Here is a 24,810-nt window from a genome sequence, read left to right on the forward strand (position 1 = left end):
AATGGAACAACTAAACAATCCAAAAGCCATTTTTTTGGACATGGATGGGACCATATTAAACCATGCCAATCAAATTACAATTAAAACCAAAGAAATCATTGCAACTATACGAAATAAAGGAATACCAGTGTTCATTGCCACTGGGCGTTCAAGCGGAGAGATTTTTCAACTAGCACCACAAGGGTTTGAAGTGGATGGTATCGTTAGTTCAAATGGAATGACTACCTACTTTGGGGAGAAAAAATTAGAACAACACTATTTACCAAAACAATTAGTTGAACTTGTTATCGAAAAAGCACAGGAAAAACAAGTTTATTATGAACTATTTCCAACGGAAGGATCTCGAATTGCTTTACAACAAGATTATTCCATATTAGCTGCTGAAACAGAAGGCCCAAAACCCGCTAGTGTTGGCATAAATGAGTGGGTAGAACGCAAAGAAGCGATGAACGGGAATATTGAATGGTGTGAGATACTGCCAGCACAGCATTACTCCAAATTTTATTGTTTTAGCAAGCAAACGGCGCACATTGATAATTGGAAGGAAACATTGGATGAATTAAAACGCTCAATCAATTTTACAACATCAGCATCATCTGCCCATAATGTAGAGATTATGGTTGCTAATGTAAATAAAGCAACAGGAATCAAAGCTATTTTAAACCAACTAGCGATTGATCCAGCTGATATATTAGTCATGGGTGATAGTTACAATGATGTCCCAATGTTTCAATTAGCTGGTCAGACAGTTGCAATGAAAAATGCAGATAGGGAAATTCAGGATATGACGAATGAAGTTACTACTTATACATGTGATGAAGACGGGGTTTATCATTATTTAAACGAACGTTTTATAAAAAACAAATGGTAATTTATAGAATTTTATGTTTAAAACATACATAAATCCATTGACGGCTTATTCTAATTAAATATAAATTATAAAATGATTAATGTTATACTAATACTAGTCCAATAGAGTAGGTGGGGGTTGACATGCAAACAGGCAGTTTTCAATGGATGAAATCATTGAATAAAACAATTATTATGAATAAAATCTTAAACGATGGTCCAATTTCTCGTGCTCAGATTGCGAAAGAAACAAATTTAACCCCACCTACAGTCGGCAGTATTGTAAAGGAATTAATGGAACAAGGAATTATTATCGAAAGTACCCAAGGTGCATCACAAGGCGGACGACGTCCAACCATGTTAGAAATTCATTATCAGAATTTTTATATCATTGGGGTGGATGCTGGCTCCAAAGAAATCGAAGCCATACTAACCGATTTATCAGGTCAAATAATCGAACAAAATCGAATAGAATTAGAACAAACCAATACAAATGAAGGTTTTATCAATAAGTTAGTAAGTAGTATACAGGGAGTTATTCAACCGCATCATCAACAACAAGATAAAATCATTGGTATCGGTGTAGCAATGCATGGGGTGGTAGATGTTATAACTGGGAGCTCTGTCTATGCACCGAATTTAAATCTCTATGACATCCCTATACAAGCGACGTTAGAAGACTTCTTTCAAGTAGATGTCAAGGTAGAAAATGACGTGCGATCGATGGCGTTAGGGGAAGTCTGGTTTGGACAAGGAAAAAATACACCTAGTATGGTTGCTGTCAATCTTGGTAATGGTGTAGGTGCTGGTTGGACAATTAATGGTCAACGGTATCATGGCGCTACAAGCATTGCTGGTGAGTTAGGTCATATGACTATTGATGTCCATGGCAAAGCTTGCACGTGTGGAAATCAGGGGTGTCTCCAAACCATTGTATCTGGTCCTGCAATTGGTGCAAGAGCGCAAGAGCAGTTGCCTAATATAGAACATTCCGTACTTCAAGCCAAAGCAAATAGCATTTCCGGACAAGACGTGTATCAAGCTGCTTTAGAAGGTGATAATTTTGCAATAAAACTATTACACGAAACCGGAGAATATATTGGTATTGGTCTAACAAACCTAATCCATCTCATTAATCCTTCTAAGATTATCCTTGGTGGTGGTGTTTCGCGCGCAAGTGAATTTATCTTGGAGCCGATCAAGGATACCATTTCAAAGCGAGCATTAACTAACCAAGCGAAACAAACAGAAATAGTAGTATCTAATCTTGGTGAACAAGCTACAGCGCTAGGAGCAATTGCACTAATTCTAGCACAGGTATTTGAACAAAAGGGAGAAGTAGCCAATTAAAATTAAACTCATGTCCGGTTTTTAAAATAATGGTGTAACAGTGGAAACAAAATGATCCGAACAATCAATAGAACTGTTCGGATCGTTTTGTTTAATGTATTGTACGTAAATGAAAAAAGAATTAGCTTCTTCTAAATGAGAAAGTAGTTGTTTTATGGTATGTTTTATCTTTATTCAATCGAATACTTGGAAATCCTTCATATTCCAACGACGCTGGTGATGCTTGTGTCTCCAAGCAAACGCCTAGATATTTTGCGGAAGAGCGCTCTCTTAGTTGTAAACTGTCATCTAAACCATTCGATGTATACATTACCATCCCTGGTTGATCAGTAGTAACAATAACTTGTCGGCCGCTTTCTGGATCAGTTACGACTGCATTTGGTTGTTCCGATTGGTTAAAGATAAAGTAATGATCATATCCGTTTGATGCTACCAAGTTTTGTTGATCAACAGAGTGCACACCATCAATGATTGGGTGGGCCTTACGGAAATCAAACACAGTGTCATCGACAGGTAAGATTTTACCAGTTGGAATTAATTCATGGTCAAGTTCTACAAATTCATTAGCATGCAACATCACTTCATGGTTCAGAATATCTCTTTTTAAACTCCCACTTAAATTAAAATAAGCATGATTAGTTGTGGTCAAAATCGTATTTTGATCTGTCGTAGCTTTATACGTAATGGTGAAATCATTATCATTTGTTAGTGTATAGGTTACTGTCATTTTAATGTTTCCTGGATATCCGCCATCACCATCAGGAGAAACATGAACTAATCTAACTCCGACGGCTTTATTTGTTTGAAAAGGTGTCGTTTGCCAAATCACTTGATGAAAACCAGCGGTCCCACCATGTAAATGGTTATTGCCTTCATTTTTAGGTAGGGAATATGTTTTTCCATCTAACGTAAACGTTGCCTGATCGATACGCCCAGCTACTCGACCGATAAGAGCCCCGAAGAAATTAGGATTCTCTAAATAATCTTCATAATTGGCATAGCTTAAGATAACGTTTTCAAAATTATCATTCTTATCGGGTGTATAAATAGATGTAATAATTCCTCCATAGTTTAAACAACTAACAGACATACCTTGATCATTAATCAGCGTGTATTCTGTCCATTTCTGTGTAGCTACTGAAATCTCTTTTTCTTGTATTTCCATGAGAAATATCCTCCTCAAACTATTCGTTTAATGTTCGAATAAAGCGTTTAAAAGCTTCGTTACCTTCAAGATTCGACTTAAACACGCCCGAATCCTCCAAGACTCGAACGAATTTTTTACCTAATTCTTGCGAGATGATCTGTTCCACGTTTTGTTCGTTAATATCGCTATGCTGGGCTTTTATTTGACTAACCCAGGATTGGTGATAACTAGCAACCGGTGACTTAGGATTTGATAAATGTGCTCGAATTTCGCCTAATTCTTTTTTCAACCTCGGAGGTAATACAGCTAATCCCATCGCTTCAATCAAACCAATATTTTCTTTTTTTATATGATGTACATCTTCATGTGGATGAAAGATACCATAAGGATAAGTAGAAGTAGTACGGTTATTGCGCAATATTAAATCAAGTTCAAATTGCTGCCCCCGGATTCTAGCAATCGGTGTGATCGTATTATGATTGGTTTCAGCCGAATAAGCGATGATTTCGACACTCGGATCATTATAATTTCGCCATTTACCGAGTATGAATGTGGCAGCGTCGATTATATCTTTTTTGCTTTGACTGCGAAGACGAAGCACAGATAGCGGCCAATTTACTATCGATGCGCTCACAGTAGGGAACGTTGCTAATGGGAATGGATATTTTTCCTTTGCTTTTGTCATTGCAAATGCATAGTGCCCGCCTTGATAGTGATCATGAGCTAGAATACTACCTCCTACGATAGGTATATCAGCATTTGAACCCATAAAATAGTGAGGAAACTTTTCTACAAATCCAGTAAGACGTTCAAAAGTAGCTCGATTAATTTTCATTGGGCGATGTTCACTAGATAAAAGGATACAATGCTCGTTGTAATAAACATAAGGAGAGTATTGTAAAAACCAAATCTCTTCATCAAGTGGTACTTCAATAATCCGATGATTGGACCGAGCGGGATGACCAATATGTCCAATATATCCTTCATTTTCTGCACAAAGCACACATTGCGGATATTGTATAGTTTGTTTCATTTCACGTTCTTTTTTTAATTGTTCAAGATCTTTTTCAGGTTTTGAAAGGTTAATAGTAATATCTAAGTCTCCATAAGGACTAGCCACTTTATAGTGTATATTTTTGGCAATACGATCGGTTTGAATATAATTGCTGCTTTTACTAAGCTTATAAAAGTAATCAGTCGCAGCTTGAGGATGGACTTGATATTTTTGGTAAAATGTTTGGTTGATTTCTGTGGGGTTAGATAAAAAACAATTCATTATTTGTGCACGTAAAATCTCTTTGTCACTTAATATATTGTCAATGATGTTTTTATCTACAGCGTAAGTGACTAGTGTATCTAATAATGCTGGAACAGTTTCATTACTTGATTGATAATTTGTTTCGTCAAAACTATCTAGCTTTAATAAGCCCAAAATCTGATTGCGAACATACCGCTGATCTAGTCTTGTCATTAATTTATTAGCAATACTTTTCTCAATTAACTGATCGATGGTTTGAAAAACATCTTCAGACAACATTTACACGTCCTTTCGGTAACCAGTTGGATGATGGTGATGCCAATTCCAAGCATCTTGAATAATTTGGTGGATATTGTTTCGTTTTGGATTCCATCCCAGCTTTGTCCTTGCTTTTTCTGATGAAGCTACTAGTTTACTAGGATCACCATTGCGTCTGTCTCCAACTACAGCAGGTATAGGATGTTGGGTAACCTGTCTTGCAGTATCAATAATTTCTTTAACGGAAAAGCCATGACCACTGCCTAAATTAAATATATCACTTTCGCCATCTTCAGTTAGGTAAGTTAGTGCAAGCATATGTGCATCAATAAGATCTTCAACATGAAGATAGTCACGAATGCAGGTTCCATCTAGAGTAGGGTAGTCGTTACCGAAAATAGTAATCTCATCCCGTTGGTTCAGTGGAACTTGTAAGATCAAAGGGATTAAGTGTGTTTCAGGTTGGTGATCTTCTCCAATTTCTCCAGTTTTTCTAGCACCGGCAACATTAAAATAACGCAATGACACGTATCGTAGACCAAAAGCACGATCACACCACTTCATCATATTCTCCATCATGCGCTTAGTTTCTCCATACGTGCTTTCAGGATTTGTTGCCATGTCTTCTGTAATTGGAATAGAACTTGGTTCTCCGTACGTTGCTGCTGTAGAAGAAAAAACAATCTTGTTAACGCCATGTTGTTGCATGACTTGTAGTAGCATCTGCGTACCAAAAACATTATTATCGAAATAGGTTAATGGTTGTTCCATTGATTCACCGACTAATGAGCTAGCTGCAAAATGTAATACGGCATCAATTGTTTCGTTAGTAAAGACGGTATTTAAGAATGCACGGTCACGAATATCACCTACATAAAAGGTTGCTTCTGGAGGTACAGCATTGCTGTGTCCTGTAACTAGATTGTCTACGACTATCGCTTCATGCCCATCATCGATTAATTGATACACGGCGTGTGAACCAATATAACCTGCTCCTCCAAGTACTAGTACACGCATTTACAACACTCCTTCAGTCTTTAGTTCTTTTGCTCCGTCACCAATCGCAGCAACATAAAACGATGCATCATATCCAATTTTTTCAGTGTATGTTGTATTTACATTTGTTTTGAATGCTTCCACCTGATCGCTAGGAACAAGAGCGATGGCACAACCACCAAATCCTGCACCAGTCATTCGTGCACCTAAAACCCCTGGTTCTTCCCATGCTGCGGATACGATCGTATCCAGTTCAATACCAGTGACTTCATAATCATGTTGTAGGGAAAGATGTGATTGATTTATCAATTGACCAAATAAGTGTAAGTCATTCGCCTGTAAGGCTTCTAGTGCCTGCTTGGTTCGAGCATTTTCGTAGACAGCATGCTTGGCACGTTTTTGATCTTTTTCGTTTTTGATCAGATGTTTATTTGCTTCAAAGCGGTCAATAGACAAATCTCCTAAATGTTTTATATTTAAGGCTATTTGCAAATCACTTCGTGCGCGTTCACACTCAGATCGTCTTTCGTTGTATTTTGAATCAGCTAATTCTCGGCGTTTATTGGTATTCATAATGACAATGTCATAGTGATTAAGCGACAAAGGAGCATAGGTATATTCCAAGGTATTACAATCAAGGAGGATAGCGTGATTTCTTTTCCCCATACCAATTGCAAATTGATCCATGATACCACTATTAACACCAATATACGTATTTTCCACGTATTGGCTTATTTTGATCAACTGGATGCGATCAAGACTAAGTTCATATAATTTATCCAACAAAACACCAGTAACCATTTCAATCGATGCCGAAGAGGATAAACCAGCACCGTTAGGGATGTTGCCATAATACAAAACATCAAAACCTGTTATTATATTTGGTGTAATTGCTAAGATTTCTTTAACCATTCCTTTAGGGTAATTCGCCCATTGGTGTGCTTTGTTATAAGTTAACGCATCTAAATCAACTTCAATGATACCGCTTTCTTTAAAATTCAAAGAATACAAACGAATTTTACGGTCATTACGTTTTAATGCAACAGCATAAGTACCGAAAGAGATGGAAGCTGGGAACACATAGCCACCATTGTAATCTGTGTGCTCACCAATTAAATTAATTCTGCCAGGTGCAAAAAAAATCCTTGGTGATTCATACCTACTAAAAATGGTTTGAAACGCGTTTTTTAAATATGCATATTCCATTTGCCATCCTCCTAATCAACTTAATTAATTTAATTTATTAAGTTGATGTTAGCACAGTTACTGAATTAGAGCAATGCAAAGATAGAAAACAGTTTGTTTAAAAATTAGTAAAGTAAAAATAACATTATCTTAACAAAAATTAACAAATAAATTATTTAATCTATATATTAAACAATTAAAATGGAAGTAAATTAAACATTCTAAAGGAGGAAAATAATGCAACTATTTGAGAAGTTTTTAGCAATAAGCATATCTATCATACTTATTTGTGGTCCGTTTTTTACATACAATGGACAGGCTGTTCACGCAGCTGAAACTAAAGAAAGCGTAGCAACGGACTTGTTTTTTTCAGAATATATTGAAGGATCTTCTTACAACAAAGCAATAGAACTTTACAATGGTACTGGAGAGCCTATTGATTTATCCGAATATACCATTGAATTATATACTAATGGGAATAAAGAAGTTCATTCGATTGAATCATTGACAGGTACTCTTGAAAATGGTGCTGTATATGTACTTGCAAATAGTCAAGCAAATGCAACCATATTAGAGCAAACAGATATAACCTCTGGTGTTGCTAATTTTAATGGTGATGATGTGGTCGTCTTAAAACATGGCGATGCGATTATTGATATTATGGGAACCATCGGTGATGATAGTGACTTTGGTAAAGACAAGACATTCGTTAGAAAAGATGCGATTACAACTGGTAATACAATATTTACACTCAATGAGTGGAATAGCCATGCAAAAGATACATTTGCTTACTTAGGTTCACATGGTGAAGAGGTTTCAGAAGATCCTGAAGAACCGACAGAACCATCAGACTCAATTACAATTAAAGATGCTAGAGATTCAACCAATGGTGAAACCGTTAGGCTAGAAGGGGTAGTACTAGCAAACGCTGATGTGTTAGGGAAATACACAACATACATTCAAGATGAAACAGCTGGTATTAATCTTTATGCTGGAAAGCAAGGTGATTTTCCCAACTTATCAAAAGGTAATAAAGTGACCGTTCTTGGTGAACTAACCGAGTACCATGGATTAAAAGAAATTGTGCCAACTTCTATTGAGATTATAGAAGAAGATGCTGCATTACCAGAACCAGTAACCCTAAGTATTGAAGATTTACAAGCATTTACTGGAGAACAATATGAAGGTCAACTAGCAACGGTTAGAGGCTATATTTCTAATATTCCAGAGAGTCCCTCAGGTAATGGCTATAATGTATCATTTATTGATGCAGATTATAATAGTACAACCTTACGAGTGATGGAAGGTACAGAAGCAATTGCTTCATTAGAAGAAGGTAAATGGTATGATATCACTGCGATAGTAGGGCAATATGATAGCTATCAACTTTTCCCAAGAGGTGCAAGTGATATTCAATTAGCTGGTGAACAACCTGACGCACCAACTGCAGAAGGAGAGTACACATCTACTGTTAAATATGTATCGGATGGAGATACGATTCGTCTAGAAACACCTGTCATGGGAGCGGATCGCGTCCGATTCTTAAATATCGATACACCTGAAACAAGTGTAGCAGGTGCAAATGGTGTTGACGAAGCAAATCAAAAAGAGCATGGCGAAGCGGCGAAAGAACACTTGCAGTCACTTTTACAAAAAGGCGATAAAGTAACATTAAAAATTGGGGAAGAACCAACAGATACCTATGGACGCCTACTTGCAGAAGTAATTAATAAAGATGACGTAAATACAAACTTAGAGATGGTCCGAGAAGGTTATGCAACTTCCTATTTCATCTGGCCAATTGGCGACCAGAAAACATATAATACTTATCAAGCAGCTGTTCGTGACGCAAAAGATAACGGCAAAGGGATTTGGAGTGAAGAAAACCCATTAGTAGAGTTACCTTTTGAATACCGTGCAATAACAGAAGGTGGGGATTTCCATCGCTATGTTGGTAATTCTGATACAAAAGAATATGTAAAACCTACCGATTGGGAAGACGTTCCGGTGGATAAACGTATTTTCTTTGCTTCACAAGAAGAAGCAGAAGCACAAGGTTATCAAGCGGTTGAAGAAGAAAATAACACCTCTGATGACTTATTAGATGTACAATTATTAAGCATGAATGATTTACATGGAAAAATTGATCAATCCTATGAATTAGAGCGTGATGGAGAAACAGCAACATATGGTCGTATGGATTATACTGCAGCAGCAATTAAACAACGCGAACAAACAAATAAAAACACATTGCTTATTCATGCCGGTGATATGATTGGCGGTAGTTCTCCAGTTTCCGCACTGTTACAAGATGAACCAACTGTTGAAATTATGAATGAAATGGGCTTTGATGTAGGTACTTTAGGTAACCATGAATACGACGAAGGTCTTGATGAATTGAAACGAATGATTAATGGTGGCGATTATCCAGAAGGAAAAGGTACAAATGGCTATACGGGTATGAATTTTGATATGATATGTGCCAACTGTGTGCAAGAAAATACGGGTGAAACTTTTCTACCACCATATGTAATAGAAGAAGTAAATGGCGTTGAAATTGGTTTTATTGGTGTCAATACACAAGAAACCATGGATATGGTGATGCCTGCTTCACTTGAAAATGTTGCATTTACAGATGAAACGAAAGCTGTAAACGATGCAGCAGTGGAATTGCAAGAACAAGGGGTCGAATCAATTGTTGTGTTATCACACATGTCAGCGACTCAATCCGGCGAAACTGCCACCGGACCTGCTGCGAACCTAGCAAAAAATGCAAATGACGCGATTGATGTGATTTTTGCAGCTCATAATCATCAAGAAGTAAATGCGATGGTGGATGGTAAAGCGATCATTCAAGCTTCAGAATACGGCAAAGCGTTTGCTGATGTCGATCTAACAATAGATCCAGAAACAAAAGATATTGTCGATACAGAAGCAGAAATTGTGTTTGTAAACCAAGCTGATTATCAACCTGCTCCGGCAGTAAAAGGTATTCTTGATCGCTATTTAAAAGAAGTAGAACCAATCATAAACGAAGAAATTGGCTATAGTGCGCAGAAGTTAGAAGGCACGTATACCAATGATGGCGATCATGGCTTAGGAAACCTTATTACTGATGGTATGAAATGGGCGATGGATGCTGACTTTGCCATGCACAATGGCGGTGGTATACGAGATACCTTAGATGTTGGACCAATCACATGGGGCGAAGTATTTAATATTCTTCCATTTGCTAATAATGTAATGTCTGTAGAAATTAAAGGGGAAGATTTAGTACCGATCTTAAATGATAATCTATCAAGCTATGGATCCGATTATAGTGTATCAGGATTACATTACACATATAATTACGACTATAAACATGTAGTAGATGTGACATTTGAAGATGGTTCACCAATTGATCCGGACGAAACATATGTCTTAGCAGTAAATAACTATATTGGAACACAAGATGGCCCAATTAGTGAACGAGGGACAAATGAAAAAATGGGCCCGATTGATGTAGACGCAGCAGTGGATTACATGAAGCATTTAAACACTACAGAAGCCAATCCATTAGAAATTGGATCAGAGGGACGCATTGCGAAAACAGATGAAATTCCTGATGTTGACACAAATGGTGAAGTAATTGGGTATAATGCTAGAAATCTAACAGGAAGGTATACCAACGGGAAAGACCATGGCTTAGGAAACTTAATTACAGACAGTATGAAGTATGAAATGAAGAGTGATTTTGCCGTAACCAATGGTGGTGGTATCGGATCTTCTCTATTAGAAGGTGAGATTACAACCTCTGAGTTAGGACAGATTCTAACACATGGTAATAAGTTAGTTAAGATGGATATTACCGGACAACAATTACAAGCTATTTTAAATGCCCAAATTGATGAATATGGTTCAGACTATAGCATCGCTGGTTTCCATTATCAATATGATGAAGTAGAGCAAAAAGTAGTTTCCATGGAAATGGGAAATGGTGAAGCAATTGATTTAGAGGAAACATATTCGATTACGACAAATAACTACCTGGCGAGTCAAGATGGTTTTGCTTCTATTGACAGTGAGAAAGAACAAGGACCAGTAGATGTTGAGGCCCTTGAGAACTATATTGTTTCCTTAGATACAAGTGAAGCAAATCCGTTAGATTACACATCAGAAGGTAGAATATCTACAGTCCTAGACGATGAAGATGCTGATAACGATAATGGTGGTAATGAGGGTAATAACGAAAACAATGATGATGATCAAGAGCAAGTGAAGCAAGAAAAAATGGTAACAGTTAACCCTACAGTAAAAAAAGGTACGGCAACAGTTACAGACCAAGATATTGAAAAATTAGCGGATAACGGTGTAATTACTATCCAAGCAGAAGAAAATACGGAATTAGCTACCGTATTTACGCAAGATCAGATTGCCCAATTAAAAGCGAAGCATGCCACAGTAAAAATAGCAACAAAAACTACTACGCTATCTATTCCTGCTGGGGATTTTGGAGACGGAGCAACCTCTGTTAAAATTACTAAAGTAAATGATGCAGAAGTGAATGGTTCAAATGCCATTAGCGAAATTTTTGACTTTACCATCATATCAAGCGGCGAAGAGCTGCATGAGTTTGATCAATCGATTACATTAGCATTCAAAATCGATAAAAATAAAATTGATAACCCAGATAATGTGAAACTTTATTACTATAATTCAAATACAAAAGAATGGGAATTAATCGGTGGTAACTATGAAAATGGTATACTAGTTGCGACGACAGATCACTTTAGTACGTTTGCTGCATTTGAAACTGCTAGTGCAGATACACCTAATTCAGATCAACCATCTGATAAGAATGCAACAGTCGGAAATGATCAAACAAATGGTAATGACAATCATAGTGATAATAATACGGCAGATCCAGATTCCACAAGTAAGGATCAAAGTACATCAGCTGATAAGGAGTTACCTAATACAGCAACTACAACTTTTAATTGGTTACTATTGGGTACATTACTATTATTAATTAGTATTCGTTTATATTTTGTAGAAAAGCAAAAAAAGACTGAATAACTAATAAGCCGCTTTCGTAACTTGTTACGAAAGCGGCTTTTACATGGCTCTACCGCACTAATCTATTCGTCGTGAAAAGAAAAGGTTGCTTTTTGAAAATCGTTTTGACTATGGTATACTTAAATGAAAATGATTCTCAATTATTTAAGGGGGATATGGGAGATGACTTTAGAAGAAATTATCAAAGGGCGACGATCCATCCAATTATACCAAGATAAAGAAGTGGATGTGAATTTAGTAAAAGGCCTGTTAGAAAAAGCAAAATGGGTACCCAATCATAAAATGACACAACCATGGCGATTTGTACTTGTATATGACAAAGGCAAGGAGAAAATTGCTCAGTTGAATAAACGTAATGCTGCAAAAGGTGCTACGGCAGAAGAAAAGCAAAAAAACGGAGAAATAGCTTATCAGAAAATGATGGCTGTTCCGATGTTTTTAATGGTGATTATGGAAGAAAATCCGAATCAGAAACTGAGAGAAGAAGATTACGCTGCAACAAGTTGTCTCGTACAAAATGTTAGCTTGTTAGCTTGGGAAAAAGGACTCGGGATGATTTGGAAAACGGGTGCACTGACAATAACGCCGGAATTTCGTGAAATAGTTGGAGCTAAATTGGGGGAAAAGATTGTCGGCATGATGCAACTAGGTTATCCAGCAAAAGTACCGAAAGCTCGTCCTAGAGCGGATGTTCAAAGTCGAATTACAGAGATCAATAATTAGTAAAAAAAAGATGCTCCCTACTCGGTGAGCATCTTAAAAGGGGCTATTACTTTGTGAGAAAGCTAATAGATAGTAAATGCTTTCCTGGAACAAGTCCATTGTATCAATGGATTACTAATGGAGTGTGAATTCTCAGTAAAAATAATGTAAATTAATAGTTTTTTCAATAAAATAATGAAACTAGGCTAAAATAGCTAACTACAGGTGGTTAGTTGTTGTTTATGAAACCATTGTGGAGGTGCAAACACTTTGTGCTAATAGGTCATTATGTATGCATCTCTTGGTAAGTCGTTTTTGCTAATCGCTCGAGTAAATAGATGACAGGAATTTGTGTTGTTACATTGGTCTTGCCCAAAAATTCCTGACTAACGTAATAAGACAAGTTATAATCAGAAATCTTAGCGATCGAACTATCTGCTCGATTAGTAATACTCACAATGACACTGCCTTCTTGTTTAAATTGATTTACTTGCGACAGTGTTCCTCCTGATTCACCAGAAACAGATAGCACAATTGTAATACTATTCTCTAAGTATTGCGCATGAATTGGTAAAAAAGGGTCTTTAATATAGAGGGCAAATTTCTTTAATCCCGAAAAGTAGCGAGAACCGTATTCTGCTAAAATACCAGAGCTTCCCACGCCAATAAATACGACATGCTTTGCTTTTGCAATTACTTTAGCGATTTCAACTACTTTTTGTTGGTAATGTTGGGTTAATGTTCGTTCAAAAAACTCGTGCACCGCACTTTCCCCATCACTTAATTCTGGCTTTCCAGCTTGTTGTTCTAAATACATTTTTAATTTTATTTTGAATTCAGAGAAACCGTCACATTCAAGCTTTTTACAAAAACGTAATATCGTTGTCGTGGATACATGTGTCTCATTGGCTAAGTCCCTAATGCGCATGTAGATAACTTTGTCTAAATGATTGATAATATAGTTGTATAAACTGAATTCTAGCTCAGAAAACGTTGCAATTTGCTCACTAGTAAACATTGGTTTACTCCTTTATATTTGTTAAATTTATTATAATATTAATAGAATTATTTCTCCAATCCTTTCATCTTCGGTACAATAGATAATGAAATCCAGCTTAAGGAGGAACAGCGATGGAATCAAAACAACTAACAATTTTAGCGACAAGTGATGTACATGGCTATATTTATCCGACAAATTATAGTGACCACCAAGATCGTAAGTTGGGATTAGCTAAGCTTGCCACCTTGATTAAGGAAAAGCGTAAAAAAACACCTGTTGTTTTACTGGACAATGGGGATATGATTCAAGGAAGTCCATTTACTTTTTATCATGCCAAGTTTGCCAGAGAACAAAAAAATCCAATGATAAAAGTAGCTAATAAGTTAGGATATCAAGCCGCAGTATTTGGTAATCATGAATTCAATTATGGCTTGGATTATTTAAAACAAGTTATAGCTGAATCAAACTTTCCTTGGCTTTCTGCTTCCATTTTATCTTCGGAAACGAATCAACCAGCATTTGGTCAACCGTATATCATTTCAGAGATAGATGGTGTTCGAATTGCTGTCATTGGCGTCACGACGCATTACATACCAAATTGGGAAGAACCATCCCATATTAAGGGATTAAACTTTGCTGATACATTAGAAACAACAAAGTATTGGGTGAAAAAAGTACGTAAAGAAGAACAACCAGATGTCTGTGTTGTTGCGTATCATGGCGGGTTTGAACGTGATTTACACAGTGGAGAACCAACAGAACCATTGACAGGAGAAAATCAAGGCTATGAAATAAGCCAAGAGGTAGAAGGAATGGATGTCTTTATCACAGGGCATCAACATCGAGATATAGCGACGCACTTAAATGGGGCTGCGGTTGTCCAACCGAGTAATATGGGCCAACGTTTAGGGGAAATCACACTAAATTTAGAAAAAAATGAAACGGGGAAATGGGAAGTGAAATCAGCTATCCCTAAAACAATCGAGATACCAGAAACGATGAAAGCAGACGCCGAGATACTTGAATTAGTAGAGGAATTAGAAAGAGATACGCAAAGCTGGTTAGATACCCCTATTGGAGAAATCAAAGGCGATATGACAATAATAGACCCGCTTCAAGTACGTCTAGAAGATCATCCGTTTATTGAATTTATTAATCGGGTTCAAATGGAAGTGTCTGGTGCCCCTATTTCAAATACAGCTTTATTTAACAATACATCACCAGGTTTTCCGAAACAAGTAACCATGCGCGACATTGTTTCGAATTATGTATTTCCGAATACATTAAAAGTATTAGAACTAACTGGTGCAGATATCAAAGCAGCCTTAGAGCAATCTGCTAGCTATTTTATCATAGATGATAGTGGTGAAATTACAGTTAATCCGGCCTACATGGAACCTAAACCACAACACTATAATTATGATATGTGGGAAGGCATCACATATGAGTTAACCATCTCCAATCCTGTGGGAGAACGTGTATCAGAATTATTGTTTGAAGGAAAACCTATGGATCTAGCAGCAACCTTTCATGTCGTAATGAATAATTATCGAGCATCTGGTGGTGGAAATTTTGCTATGTTCCAAGAGAAAGAGATTGTCAAAGACATTCCTACAGATATGACGGAATTAATTGCAGATTATATACTAAAACATAAGACAATTGAGGCGACGTGTGACAATAATTGGCGTGTGAAAAAATAGTACGCATTAGATGTTGTTTTACATTTAGTACGGTTACCTATTGCATAAATAGATCAAAAAACTAGAAAAAGTTAGCTAGGATAATAGAATCCTAACTAACTTTTTTTCGTTATCAGAGTAGGAAAATGGCAGCCTAAAAGTAGGGAAATCCAAAAATAAAAACGAAAGAAAAAGAAAAAAATTCAGAAAGATTTCAATTTCATGTATAAAATATTGCTAGATTGCCCCAAAATGACGAATATGACAAGCAAAAGGCTAAACTGTAAACATTGAAAACAACTATTAATTACGTTGTAACCAAACAGTTCTGCCTATATGTTAGGATAATCCTTGTCACATTTTGAAGGAGGGAAAACAGATGATTAAAAAGATTGTAGCTATCATTGCAGGTATACTAATTGCTTGTATTGCTACAACCCAGGCATCTGCAAAAGAGTACCAAGTCGAAAAGGGAGATTCACTTTGGGAAATTGCCCGCGAAAATGAAATCAATGTTGACGATTTGAAAAAATCCAATAGCTTAACAGAAGATATCATTTTTCCAGGACAGTCATTACAAATAGATAAAGAGATTGTATATACCGTAAAAGCGGGCGATACATTGAGTGAAATTGCTCATGACTATCAAGTAAGACTAGATGATCTAATAGGATGGAATGAGTTAACATCAGATTTGATCCTAGTAGATCAAGAGTTAGTTATCAAACAAGGTAACTCGGTGTCTGAAGAAACTGAGAAAAAATCAGTCAACGTTACTAAGACCACTGATCAAGCAAAAACAGAAGAAACAAGCCACCAGACAAAGGAGACCGCTACATCAACATCAAGTAATGAGCAGGAAACGCTAACGATGACAGCCACAGCTTATACAGCTGATTGTAGTGGTTGTTCGGGAATAACAGCTACAGGAATTAATTTAAATAACGATCGCAATAAAAAAGTTATTGCTGTCGACCCTGATGTTATTCCGCTTGGTACAAGAGTTTATGTAGAAGGGTATGGAGAAGCCGTTGCTGGAGATACTGGCGGTGCAATCAATGGAAATAAAATTGATCTTCATGTACCAACGAAAAAAGAAGCTTATGAATGGGGAGTAAGAACAGTTAACGTCACCATATTAAGTGAATAAAAAACCGGAAACGCGTCAGGCGTTTCCGGTTTTTACTATAACGGTAGGTTGATTTTTTACAGTATATTTATGACAGGTTATTTTTACCGAGATACTATTTAAATTAAGAATCTACGGTTAATGTTGAATGTTCTTTTACCTCAATACCATCCATACTTTTATGCTGAAGCCATCCAAAACTACCAATTCCTATAATTAAAATAAGAAATAATGCAACTAGACCCTTTCTCATTTTTAATCCTCCTGTTTGTCAATCTAGCTTATATTTTATATCATGTAGATAATGATTGGCTATAAAAAAATAATAAAAAAGGAAATATTTTTACATACAAGGGAGTATGGAAATGGAAAAAATGGAAATTGCGGAAGTCGTGTCGGTAACGGCAGTAGGTATGGGGACAAGAGTATGCCTAGATCTGATTGATGAATTAAAAGCTGAAGAAGGTATATTAGTGGGAAATACAGGAAACGGTTATGTCCTCGTTTTATCAGAAAATCGTACAACAGAGACATATCCACCAAGAGCATTTCGAATTAATGGAGGAGCACTACATCAATACGTTTATTTAGGTGATGGAAAGACAACGTATCTATCCGAAATGAAACCAGGGTTAGAATTGCCTGTTTGGAATGGAACTGATTGGCGTAAAGTTTCAGTGGGAAGAGTGAAAGTGGAGAAGCGTCCCTTTTTACGAATTGTTTGCCGAGTAGAAGGCACAAATCAAGAGATATCTGCTACGTTACAAGAAGCTGATAGTGTGCACCTATTGACAGCTGAAGGGGAAGCAAAGCCACTTGTGAATCTAACCCCAGGAGATCGTATTACCTGCTATCCGGATCAACCGGGCAGACATCTCGGTGAAAAAATTGAAGAAGAAATTCATGAATTTTAGTTATTTGTTGTAATCGATTAATCGTTATCTAAATGCGTGGAAAGTATTACAAATTTTGTTTCATACAGGTTGACATTTAAGTGAAAGCATACTATGATTATTAACAACAATCAAACGGTAATAAGCGTCGATGAAGAGGAGTAGCTTATTTTACTTTATCAAAGAGAGCTAGTGCTTGGTGGGAACTAGTATAAAGTATTAAGTGAATGGACTTCTGAGCTTTCAAACTGAACCCTCTTAAGGTAGTAGGCTTTGACGATTAAGTCTCATCGTTATCTGAGACAGCTATTCGAGCAGTGAGTGCTCCGATAGTATGTAAGTGAGCTTGTAAAGCTAACTAAGGTGGTACCACGGGTTTCCTCGTCCTTATTCGGATGGGGGAACCTTTTTTATTTTTTGAAAATAATTAAAATCTAAGATGAAGAGTAGTAAACTTATGTAATCATAACAGAGAGTCGGGGAGCTGGAAACCGATATGTAGCATAAGTTGAATGGACTTCGGAGTGCTTTTCTGAATGCGTAAGTAGGAAAAGTCGTCTAATCAGCGTTAGCAGATTTTGAGAGGAAAAGTAAACAGGAATTACTTTTCAATAGAGGTGGCACCGCGGTCAAAAACCGTCCCCTATATGAACATTGTTGAACGTTCATATAGGGTCTTTTTTATATTTTTTAATCCAACAAAAGGAGTGTAATTAACCATGAATCGAATAAATGTCAAACAAAAACAGCTTAATGGGGATACCTTGACCCCTGTAACTGTTTTTAACCAGATTGAAGGAAAGAAGAAATTTTTATTAGAAAGTTCAAGTGGTCATGGGAAAAAGGGGAGATATTCTTTCATTGGATCCAATCCATTTAAAGAGATTGTCGGCGATCAAACGAACACGAATGTTTATGATCTAGATGGACAGTTGATCGAAACACATCAAAAAAATCCACTCGAAGTAGTAAAAGCACATATACCAAATCAATCATTGGATTTACCGTTTGCTTTCTATGGCGGAGCGATTGGTTATATTGGCTATGATATGATCCGTCAATATGAAGATATTGGACCTCAATTAGATGATGATCTGTCTATGCCAGATGTTCACTTAATGTTTTATCAAGAGGTGATTGTTTTTGATCATAAGCAACAAACCGTCACAATCATTGCGCTGAATTTAGCTGGAAACCAAACAGAAGAAGATCTTTTGGCTTCCATAGCAAAGATCGAACAATCTATTACCACACCTGCTGGAGGCGAACCAATAGTAGATAGTAATGTATCGTTTAATGCTTTAATTGATCAGACAACATTTATTGAGATGGTAGAAAAAGCAAAGCAATCCATTGTTAAAGGTGATATTTTTCAAGTTGTATTATCCCAACGTATGAAAGCTACATTTGATGCTGACCCATTTACCTTTTATCGCCGATTACGGATAGCTAATCCATCACCTTACATGTTCTTTATTGATTTTGACAGTTACATTGTACTTGGAGCTTCTCCGGAAAGCTTAATTAAAACAAACGGAAGACAAGTGATAACTAACCCAATTGCAGGTACCCGACCACGGGGGGAAACGGATGTAGAAGATCAAGCGTTAGAAAAACAATTGTTAGCGGATGAAAAAGAACGAGCGGAACATAAGATGTTGGTAGATCTAAGTCGCAATGATTTAGGGAGAGTATGCCAGGTAGGCAGTATTACCATACCGAAATACATGATCGTAGAGCGATTTCAGCACGTTATGCATATTGTCTCAGAAGTACAGGGGAAATTAACGGATACATGTACAGGGTTAGAAGCATTGATTGCTACCCTGCCGGCTGGAACTGTTTCTGGCGCACCAAAGATACGAGCCATGCAGATCATTAACGAACTAGAGCAAAAAAAACGTGGAGTTTATGCAGGAGCGATTGGTTACATTAACATGGACGGTAATATTGATTTTGCTTTAGCCATTCGAACGATGATTATTAAAGACAATCAAGCATATGTACAAGCGGGAGCAGGAATTGTCCACGATTCTGATCCTGTAAGTGAATATCAAGAAACAGTAAATAAAGCTAAATCATTATTGGAGGTAAAGTAACATGATCTTATTAATCGACAACTATGATTCTTTTACGTATAACTTATATCAGTACATTTCAGAATTAGGAAAAGAAGTAAAGGTAGTTCGGAATGATCAAATTACCATAGATGAGATAGTCACACTTCACCCAGAAGCAATCATTCTATCACCAGGACCAGGTACACCAAAAGAAGCAGGGATTTGTATCGAGGTTGTTAAACAACTAGAAACAACATTCCCGATACTAGGCATTTGTTTGGGACATCAAGCAATTGGTGAAGCTTATGGCGCTACCATTGGTCGTGCAAAACAAATTAAGCATGGAAAAACTTCAAAATTACAACATAAACAAGATGAAATTTTTCAATATTTAGAACAACCATTAGAAGTCATGCGCTATCATTCACTTGTGATTAAACCAGACACGTTACCAAATGAATTACAGGTAACAGCTACCTCGATGGACGATAACGCAATCATGGCAGTAAAACATAATTATCTCCCAATCTATGGCATGCAGTTCCACCCTGAATCAGTGGGTACAACAACTGGCAAACAATTATTAAACAATTTTTTTCAAGCAATTAAAAAGGAGCGATCATATGAAAGCTTATCTTGAGAAAATAACCAAAAAGCAAGATCTAACAATGTTAGAAATGGAAGAAGCAGCAAGAAAAATGTTTTTAGAGATGACTTCTGATATTGAGATTGGCGCGTTTTTAACGGGGTTAAGAGTTAAAGGAGAGACAGTAGATGAGATTACGGGAATGGTTCATGTGATTCGTGAAAAATCGTTTACACTGCCAGAGATGATTCCGGATATCATTGATAATTGTGGAACAGGGGGAGATGGTTCGAAAAGCTTTAATATAAGTACGACAGCTGCTTTTGTTTTAGCTGGTGCTGGGATTGCCGTTGCTAAGCATGGGAATCGAAGTATTTCAAGTAAAACTGGTAGCGCAGACGTATTAGAAGAACTAGGTGTTTCGTTAGAGATGACTGTTGAGCAAATGCAATATATCTTAAAAGAAAATGGGATTGCTTTCTTATTTGCACCATATGTGCATCCAGCTTTAAAGCGGGTTATGCAAGTTCGTAAAGCATTAAAAATTCCAACCCTCTTTAATTTAATTGGACCACTAACCAATCCTGTCCCGCTAACAACACAGTTGCTAGGAATTTATCGTCGAGATATGCTTGACCATATGGCGCAAGTCTTAAACCAATTAGGACGTAAGCGTGCCGTGGTGTTAAATGGTGCAGGATATATGGATGAGGCATCATTAGCTGGAGAAAATCATCTTGTTATTCTGGAAAATGGCGAGCGCAGACACGTAATCCTTCGACCAGCAGACGTTGGAATGTCGGAATATTCAAATGATTTGATTGTTGGTGGAGATGCAAGAAAAAATGCAGAAATTCTTCATGACGTGTTAGATGGAAAAACCGGTGTTCACCGAGATACAGTCCTATTAAATGCAGGGATTGGTATTTATGCACATGGAAAAGCGAATAGCATCAATGAAGGAATTGAACTGGCTAAAGTGAGCATTGATTCTGGTAAAGCGAAGCAAAAATTGGAGCACTTAATTGCTTATAGTAATCAATTGGCAAGGGAGAAGTGAAGATGACAATATTAGAAGAAATATTAGAAGAAAAAGCGAAAGAAGTAGCAAAGCTTAAAAAAAGCTATGATTCTATCAAAACAAATAAACTTCCTTATAATCGCTCACTTTATCAGACATTCATGACTAGTGATTATATGAATATTATTGCAGAAATCAAGCGGGCATCGCCATCCAAAGGAATGATTAATCCGGATGTAATTCCTAGTAGCCAAGCGCTTGATTATCAAAAGTACGGTGCTGGAGCAATTTCTGTCCTGACCGATGAACCTTTTTTTAAAGGATCAATGGAAGACTTAATAGCAGTAAAAAAGCAAGTCGCTATTCCAATCCTTAATAAAGATTTTATTATTGATGAGATTCAAATTGATCGCGCTCGTGATGCTGGAGCGGATGTGGTTTTGCTAATTGCAGCAGCCTTATCGCCAGAGCGATTGCAAATCTTGTTTGATTATGCAACAAATAAAGGACTAGAAGTATTGTTCGAAGTGCATAATCAAGCTGAATTAGCAATTGCACAAACAATCGGTGCTTCGATCATTGGCATTAATAATCGAGATTTAAAAACCTTTCAAGTAGATTTAGCCATAACAGAACAATTGGCAGCGCAAATCGACACAAGTCATACGTTAGTAATAAGTGAGAGCGGTATGAGAACCCGCGAGGATGTCGAGAGAGTAAAGCGAGCGGGGGTAAAAGGTATTCTGGTAGGAGAAACCATGATGCGTTCGCCAACCCTTGACAAAACATTTGAACAGCTTCGAGTAAAACTGTAGGAGGCAAATGTATGTTAGTAAAAATATGTGGTATCACATCTATTGAAGTTGCTAATCAAGCCATTGAAGCAGGAGCGGATTTGATCGGATTTGTATTTGCCAATAGTAAACGGGAAATAGGTGTTGCGCAAGCCGAAAAAATTTCCCGGGAAATACCGAAACATGTCAAAAAGGTAGGGGTATTTGTCAACGAATCATTGGATGTTGTTCAATCTATTTCCAAAACAGTAGGCTTAGATTATGTGCAATTGCACGGCGATGAATCGCCAGCATATTGTGCAGCAGTTTCAGTTCAAGTAATTAAAGCATTTCAAATTCAACAAAAAGAAGATTTACGTAAATTAGATGCCTACGATGTTGCCTACTTTCTGTTAGATAGCCCTGCAGGAAAATATCGCGGTGGAAATGGAGAGCCTTTTGATTGGTCGCTAGTGAAAGATGCGCCAAACCTATCGAGTCAATTTTTATTAGCGGGTGGTTTGCGACCAGACAATATCCAATTAGCGATTAAGGAAGTTCAACCAACTGGTGTAGATGTATCAAGTGGTGTGGAAACGGATGGAGTAAAAGATCCGAATAAAATAAAAGCTTTTATAACCGAAGCAAAAAAGGAAAGGTGAGGTACAATGGAAAAATATAATCAGCCGAATGCAACCGGTCATTTTGGATCATTTGGTGGCCGTTTCGTTCCAGAAACATTAATGCCTGCAGTATTGGAATTAGAAGAAGCATACCATGAAGCGATGCAAGATCCTTCATTTGTTGACGAATTAGATTATTACTTAAAACAATATGTCGGTAGAGAAACACCCTTGTATTACGCAGAACGACTCTCCAAAGAACTAGAAGGACCAAAAATTTATTTGAAACGGGAAGATCTAAACCATACTGGCGCGCACAAGATTAATAACGCAATCGGGCAAGCACTTTTAACCCTTCGAATGGGGAAGAAAAAAGTCGTAGCAGAAACAGGTGCAGGCCAACACGGCGTAGCAACAGCAACTGTCTGTGCCTTACTTGGATTAGAGTGTGTTATTTTTATGGGGAAAGAAGATATACGTCGGCAGAAGTTAAATGTATTTCGGATGGAATTACTCGGTGCAAAAGTAGAAAGTGTGGATCAAGGTAGCGGAACACTGAAAGATGCGGTCAATGAAGCGTTACGTTATTGGGTTAGTCATGTGGAAGACACCCATTACATTATCGGCTCTGTAGTTGGCCCCCATCCATTCCCGCAAATGGTGCGCGATTTTCAAAGTGTCATTGGAGAAGAAACCAAGCGCCAAATTATGGAGGTAGAAAATAAACTGCCGGATGCTGTCGTGGCTTGTATTGGCGGTGGTAGTAATGCAATGGGAATGTTTTATCCATTTGTAAATGATCAAGAAGTGAAGTTATATGGGGTAGAAGCCGGGGGCTCAGGACTTGAAACTGGAAAACATGCAGCGACTTTAACAGATGGGCATCATGGTATCTTGCATGGGACCATGACCTATTTACTGCAAGACGAAGCAGGACAAATTCAAGAAGCGCATTCGATTTCTGCAGGGTTAGATTATCCTGGTGTCGGGCCAGAACATAGTCATTTCAAAGAAATTGGTCGCGTACAATACGAGTCCATTACTGATAAGGAAGCGTTAGAGGGATTACAGTTGTTATCGAAAACAGAAGGGATCATTCCTGCATTAGAAAGTGCACACGCCGTTGCTTATACAAGCAAATTAGCCAAAGAGATGACCAGTAATCAAACATTAGTTATCTGTTTATCAGGTAGAGGGGATAAGGATGTGGAAGCAGTAAAAGAAGCATTGGAGGGAAATGAAGATGCCTAAAGCGAAGTTAGATCAAGCATTTGAGCGTGTGTTAACCAATGGGGATAAAGCGTTTGTTCCGTATATTATGGCAGGAGATGGTGGACTAGAACAGTTAAATAAGCAAATTGAGTTCTTGGCATCTTGTGGTGCTACAGCAATTGAAGTTGGTATTCCATTTTCCGATCCAGTAGCAGACGGCCCGACGATTCAAGCGGCAGGAATACGCGCAATGAAAAACGGAGTGACGCTAGCAGGTGTGTTGTCTACCTTACAGCAAACAAAAAATAGTCGAGATATTCCCATTGTTGTCATGACGTATATTAATCCAATCTATGCAATGGGAATAGATATATTTGTTGAACAATGCAGTCATGCTGGAATAGACGGCTTAATTATTCCAGATTTGCCATTGGAAGAAGAGGGATTACTTACGAATCAGCTCTCCAACCATGCTATTGCCCTGATCCGTTTAGCGGCGTTAACAAGTACGCCAGAGAGAATTAGTGAGATTACGAAACGAACAGAAGGATTTCTTTATGCAGTAACAGTAACGGGGACAACTGGAGCGAGAGCAACATTTAAAACGGACCTTGATCAGCATCTGAAAGCACTAAAAGAACAATGTGCAGTACCTGTCTTAGCGGGGTTTGGTGTATCCACAGCCGAACATGTGAAACAATTGACCACGCATTGTGATGGTGTCGTGGTAGGTAGTCGAATTGTCGATTTACTACATCAAGAAGAATACGAACAGATCCGTGCATTAGTTGCAGCTGCAAAATTAAGTTGAATTCGAATAATAAATCGTTAGCAGATCAAATGACGCAATCATTTGATCTGCTTATCAATGTGTAAATAAGTTACTATGCTTGTGTCTTGGGACTAACAATCGTCAGACAATGTCAACTTAATAAACGAGTTACATATCCAGAAAAGATCGTTAGTGATCTTTTTATTTTGGTTAAAAAGAAAATTGGAACTTTGTGTTAAAATATTACTAAACACTATTC

The 24,810-nt window shown here is 37.4% G+C and carries 20 protein-coding genes and 2 other annotated features; of the genes, 14 read left to right on the forward strand and 6 right to left on the reverse strand.

What is annotated here, in order from left to right:
- The first annotated feature begins 1 nt into the window (after position 1).
- Both DES48_RS04285 and DES48_RS04290 read left to right on the forward strand, forming a co-directional pair.
- Complete coding sequence (locus tag DES48_RS04285; protein WP_113867135.1) at positions 2 to 871, forward strand: HAD family hydrolase; 870 nt, start codon at positions 2 to 4, stop codon at positions 869 to 871.
- Between the two features lie 122 nt (positions 872 to 993).
- Positions 994 to 2,199, forward strand: a complete 1,206-nt coding sequence (locus DES48_RS04290) for an ROK family transcriptional regulator (RefSeq protein WP_113867137.1) — start codon at positions 994 to 996, stop codon at positions 2,197 to 2,199.
- A gap of 121 nt (positions 2,200 to 2,320) precedes the next feature.
- On the opposite strand, the gene DES48_RS04295 is transcribed toward DES48_RS04290, so the two are convergent.
- The 4 genes from DES48_RS04295 to DES48_RS04310 are packed head-to-tail and all read right to left on the reverse strand — an operon-like array spanning position 2,321 to position 7,064.
- Entirely contained in the window at positions 2,321 to 3,364 is a 1,044-nt protein-coding gene (locus DES48_RS04295) for an aldose epimerase family protein (protein WP_113867139.1), read from the reverse strand.
- Positions 3,365 to 3,383: 19 nt separating this feature from the next.
- On the reverse strand, positions 3,384 to 4,883 hold the full coding sequence (galT, locus tag DES48_RS04300) for a UDP-glucose--hexose-1-phosphate uridylyltransferase (protein ID WP_113867141.1): 1,500 nt from the start codon (positions 4,881 to 4,883) through the stop codon (positions 3,384 to 3,386).
- Positions 4,884 to 5,879 (reverse strand): UDP-glucose 4-epimerase GalE, encoded by a 996-nt coding sequence (galE, locus tag DES48_RS04305; protein ID WP_113867143.1) that lies wholly within the window; start codon positions 5,877 to 5,879, stop codon positions 4,884 to 4,886.
- A complete protein-coding gene (locus DES48_RS04310; protein WP_113867145.1) occupies positions 5,880 to 7,064 on the reverse strand; it encodes a galactokinase in 1,185 nt (394 codons plus the stop codon). It abuts the gene before it with no gap.
- 216 nt (positions 7,065 to 7,280) lie between these two features.
- Here DES48_RS04310 and DES48_RS04315 point away from each other — a divergent pair, with 216 nt between their 5' ends.
- Both DES48_RS04315 and DES48_RS04320 read left to right on the forward strand, forming a co-directional pair.
- Complete coding sequence (locus tag DES48_RS04315) at positions 7,281 to 12,098, forward strand: 5'-nucleotidase C-terminal domain-containing protein (protein ID WP_113867147.1); 4,818 nt, start codon at positions 7,281 to 7,283, stop codon at positions 12,096 to 12,098.
- 162 nt (positions 12,099 to 12,260) lie between these two features.
- Complete coding sequence (locus DES48_RS04320) at positions 12,261 to 12,821, forward strand: nitroreductase family protein (RefSeq protein WP_113867149.1); 561 nt, start codon at positions 12,261 to 12,263, stop codon at positions 12,819 to 12,821.
- A 265-nt stretch (positions 12,822 to 13,086) separates the two neighbouring features.
- Here the strand turns inward: DES48_RS04320 and DES48_RS04325 are convergent, their stop codons facing one another.
- Positions 13,087 to 13,818, reverse strand: coding sequence for a MurR/RpiR family transcriptional regulator (locus DES48_RS04325; protein WP_113867151.1), 732 nt, complete (start codon positions 13,816 to 13,818; stop codon positions 13,087 to 13,089).
- 113 nt (positions 13,819 to 13,931) lie between these two features.
- Here DES48_RS04325 and DES48_RS04330 point away from each other — a divergent pair, with 113 nt between their 5' ends.
- Together DES48_RS04330 and DES48_RS04335 are read left to right on the forward strand one after the other, a co-directional pair.
- Entirely contained in the window at positions 13,932 to 15,503 is a 1,572-nt protein-coding gene (locus DES48_RS04330; RefSeq protein WP_079710496.1) for a bifunctional metallophosphatase/5'-nucleotidase, read from the forward strand.
- 358 nt (positions 15,504 to 15,861) lie between these two features.
- Positions 15,862 to 16,632, forward strand: a complete 771-nt coding sequence (locus tag DES48_RS04335) for a 3D domain-containing protein (protein ID WP_113867153.1) — start codon at positions 15,862 to 15,864, stop codon at positions 16,630 to 16,632.
- Positions 16,633 to 16,735: 103 nt separating this feature from the next.
- Here DES48_RS04335 and DES48_RS16345 read toward each other — a convergent pair whose 3' ends face one another.
- Positions 16,736 to 16,864: a hypothetical protein gene (locus DES48_RS16345; protein ID WP_256860597.1), complete on the reverse strand. Its 129-nt coding sequence runs from the start codon at positions 16,862 to 16,864 to the stop codon at positions 16,736 to 16,738.
- Between the two features lie 112 nt (positions 16,865 to 16,976).
- Between DES48_RS16345 and DES48_RS04340 the strand changes: the two genes are divergently transcribed.
- The 8 genes from DES48_RS04340 to trpA all read left to right on the forward strand — a co-directional run bounded on the left by DES48_RS04340 (position 16,977) and on the right by trpA (position 24,590).
- Positions 16,977 to 17,525 (forward strand): 3-dehydroquinate synthase II domain-containing protein, encoded by a 549-nt coding sequence (locus DES48_RS04340; RefSeq protein WP_113867155.1) that lies wholly within the window; start codon positions 16,977 to 16,979, stop codon positions 17,523 to 17,525.
- A gap of 118 nt (positions 17,526 to 17,643) precedes the next feature.
- Positions 17,644 to 17,896 (forward strand) — a binding site (T-box leader).
- Between the two features lie 35 nt (positions 17,897 to 17,931).
- Positions 17,932 to 18,151: a binding site (T-box leader), on the forward strand.
- A 72-nt stretch (positions 18,152 to 18,223) separates the two neighbouring features.
- Positions 18,224 to 19,603 carry an anthranilate synthase component I gene (trpE, locus tag DES48_RS04345; protein ID WP_113867156.1) on the forward strand — a complete coding sequence of 460 codons (1,380 nt, stop codon included), beginning with the start codon at positions 18,224 to 18,226 and terminating at the stop codon, positions 19,601 to 19,603.
- 1 nt (position 19,604) lies between these two features.
- Positions 19,605 to 20,204, forward strand: a complete 600-nt coding sequence (locus DES48_RS04350; protein WP_113867158.1) for an anthranilate synthase component II — start codon at positions 19,605 to 19,607, stop codon at positions 20,202 to 20,204.
- Positions 20,188 to 21,210, forward strand: a complete 1,023-nt coding sequence (gene trpD / locus DES48_RS04355; RefSeq protein WP_113867160.1) for an anthranilate phosphoribosyltransferase — start codon at positions 20,188 to 20,190, stop codon at positions 21,208 to 21,210. Before DES48_RS04350 ends, trpD begins: the two co-directional genes overlap by 17 nt.
- Before the next feature lie 2 nt (positions 21,211 to 21,212).
- A complete protein-coding gene (trpC, locus tag DES48_RS04360; RefSeq protein WP_113867162.1) occupies positions 21,213 to 21,986 on the forward strand; it encodes an indole-3-glycerol phosphate synthase TrpC in 774 nt (257 codons plus the stop codon).
- Positions 21,987 to 21,997: 11 nt separating this feature from the next.
- The gene (locus tag DES48_RS04365) at positions 21,998 to 22,606 is read left to right on the forward strand and encodes a phosphoribosylanthranilate isomerase (RefSeq protein WP_113867164.1); all 609 of its coding nucleotides are present in this window, start codon (positions 21,998 to 22,000) and stop codon (positions 22,604 to 22,606) included.
- 6 nt (positions 22,607 to 22,612) lie between these two features.
- Positions 22,613 to 23,818 (forward strand): tryptophan synthase subunit beta, encoded by a 1,206-nt coding sequence (gene trpB / locus DES48_RS04370; protein ID WP_113867167.1) that lies wholly within the window; start codon positions 22,613 to 22,615, stop codon positions 23,816 to 23,818.
- Positions 23,811 to 24,590 carry a tryptophan synthase subunit alpha gene (gene trpA / locus DES48_RS04375; protein ID WP_113867169.1) on the forward strand — a complete coding sequence of 260 codons (780 nt, stop codon included), beginning with the start codon at positions 23,811 to 23,813 and terminating at the stop codon, positions 24,588 to 24,590. The genes trpB and trpA overlap by 8 nt, the downstream gene beginning before the upstream one ends.
- Positions 24,591 to 24,810: the final 220 nt, after the last annotated feature.

It is taken from the genome of Paraliobacillus ryukyuensis (genome assembly GCF_003315295.1).
Lineage (GTDB): Bacteria > Bacillota > Bacilli > Bacillales > Amphibacillaceae > Paraliobacillus > Paraliobacillus ryukyuensis.

Bases quoted from the DNA above. Each gene is read 5' to 3' on its own strand.
- DES48_RS04315 (WP_113867147.1), top strand. From the start codon at position 7,281: ATGCAACTATTTGAGAAGTTTTTAGCAATAAGCATATCTATCATACTT.
- galT (WP_113867141.1), bottom strand. From the start codon at position 4,883: ATGTTGTCTGAAGATGTTTTTCAAACCATCGATCAGTTAATTGAGAAA.
- DES48_RS04285 (WP_113867135.1), top strand. From the start codon at position 2: ATGGAACAACTAAACAATCCAAAAGCCATTTTTTTGGACATGGATGGG.
- DES48_RS04335 (WP_113867153.1), top strand. From the start codon at position 15,862: ATGATTAAAAAGATTGTAGCTATCATTGCAGGTATACTAATTGCTTGT.
- DES48_RS04325 (WP_113867151.1), bottom strand. From the start codon at position 13,818: ATGTTTACTAGTGAGCAAATTGCAACGTTTTCTGAGCTAGAATTCAGT.
- trpE (WP_113867156.1), top strand. From the start codon at position 18,224: ATGAATCGAATAAATGTCAAACAAAAACAGCTTAATGGGGATACCTTG.
- DES48_RS04330 (WP_079710496.1), top strand. From the start codon at position 13,932: ATGGAATCAAAACAACTAACAATTTTAGCGACAAGTGATGTACATGGC.
- trpB (WP_113867167.1), top strand. From the start codon at position 22,613: ATGGAAAAATATAATCAGCCGAATGCAACCGGTCATTTTGGATCATTT.
- DES48_RS04350 (WP_113867158.1), top strand. From the start codon at position 19,605: ATGATCTTATTAATCGACAACTATGATTCTTTTACGTATAACTTATAT.
- trpC (WP_113867162.1), top strand. From the start codon at position 21,213: ATGACAATATTAGAAGAAATATTAGAAGAAAAAGCGAAAGAAGTAGCA.
- DES48_RS04310 (WP_113867145.1), bottom strand. From the start codon at position 7,064: ATGGAATATGCATATTTAAAAAACGCGTTTCAAACCATTTTTAGTAGG.
- DES48_RS04320 (WP_113867149.1), top strand. From the start codon at position 12,261: ATGACTTTAGAAGAAATTATCAAAGGGCGACGATCCATCCAATTATAC.
- DES48_RS16345 (WP_256860597.1), bottom strand. From the start codon at position 16,864: ATGAGAAAGGGTCTAGTTGCATTATTTCTTATTTTAATTATAGGAATT.
- DES48_RS04295 (WP_113867139.1), bottom strand. From the start codon at position 3,364: ATGGAAATACAAGAAAAAGAGATTTCAGTAGCTACACAGAAATGGACA.
- trpA (WP_113867169.1), top strand. From the start codon at position 23,811: ATGCCTAAAGCGAAGTTAGATCAAGCATTTGAGCGTGTGTTAACCAAT.
- DES48_RS04365 (WP_113867164.1), top strand. From the start codon at position 21,998: ATGTTAGTAAAAATATGTGGTATCACATCTATTGAAGTTGCTAATCAA.
- galE (WP_113867143.1), bottom strand. From the start codon at position 5,879: ATGCGTGTACTAGTACTTGGAGGAGCAGGTTATATTGGTTCACACGCC.
- DES48_RS04290 (WP_113867137.1), top strand. From the start codon at position 994: ATGCAAACAGGCAGTTTTCAATGGATGAAATCATTGAATAAAACAATT.
- trpD (WP_113867160.1), top strand. From the start codon at position 20,188: ATGAAAGCTTATCTTGAGAAAATAACCAAAAAGCAAGATCTAACAATG.
- DES48_RS04340 (WP_113867155.1), top strand. From the start codon at position 16,977: ATGGAAAAAATGGAAATTGCGGAAGTCGTGTCGGTAACGGCAGTAGGT.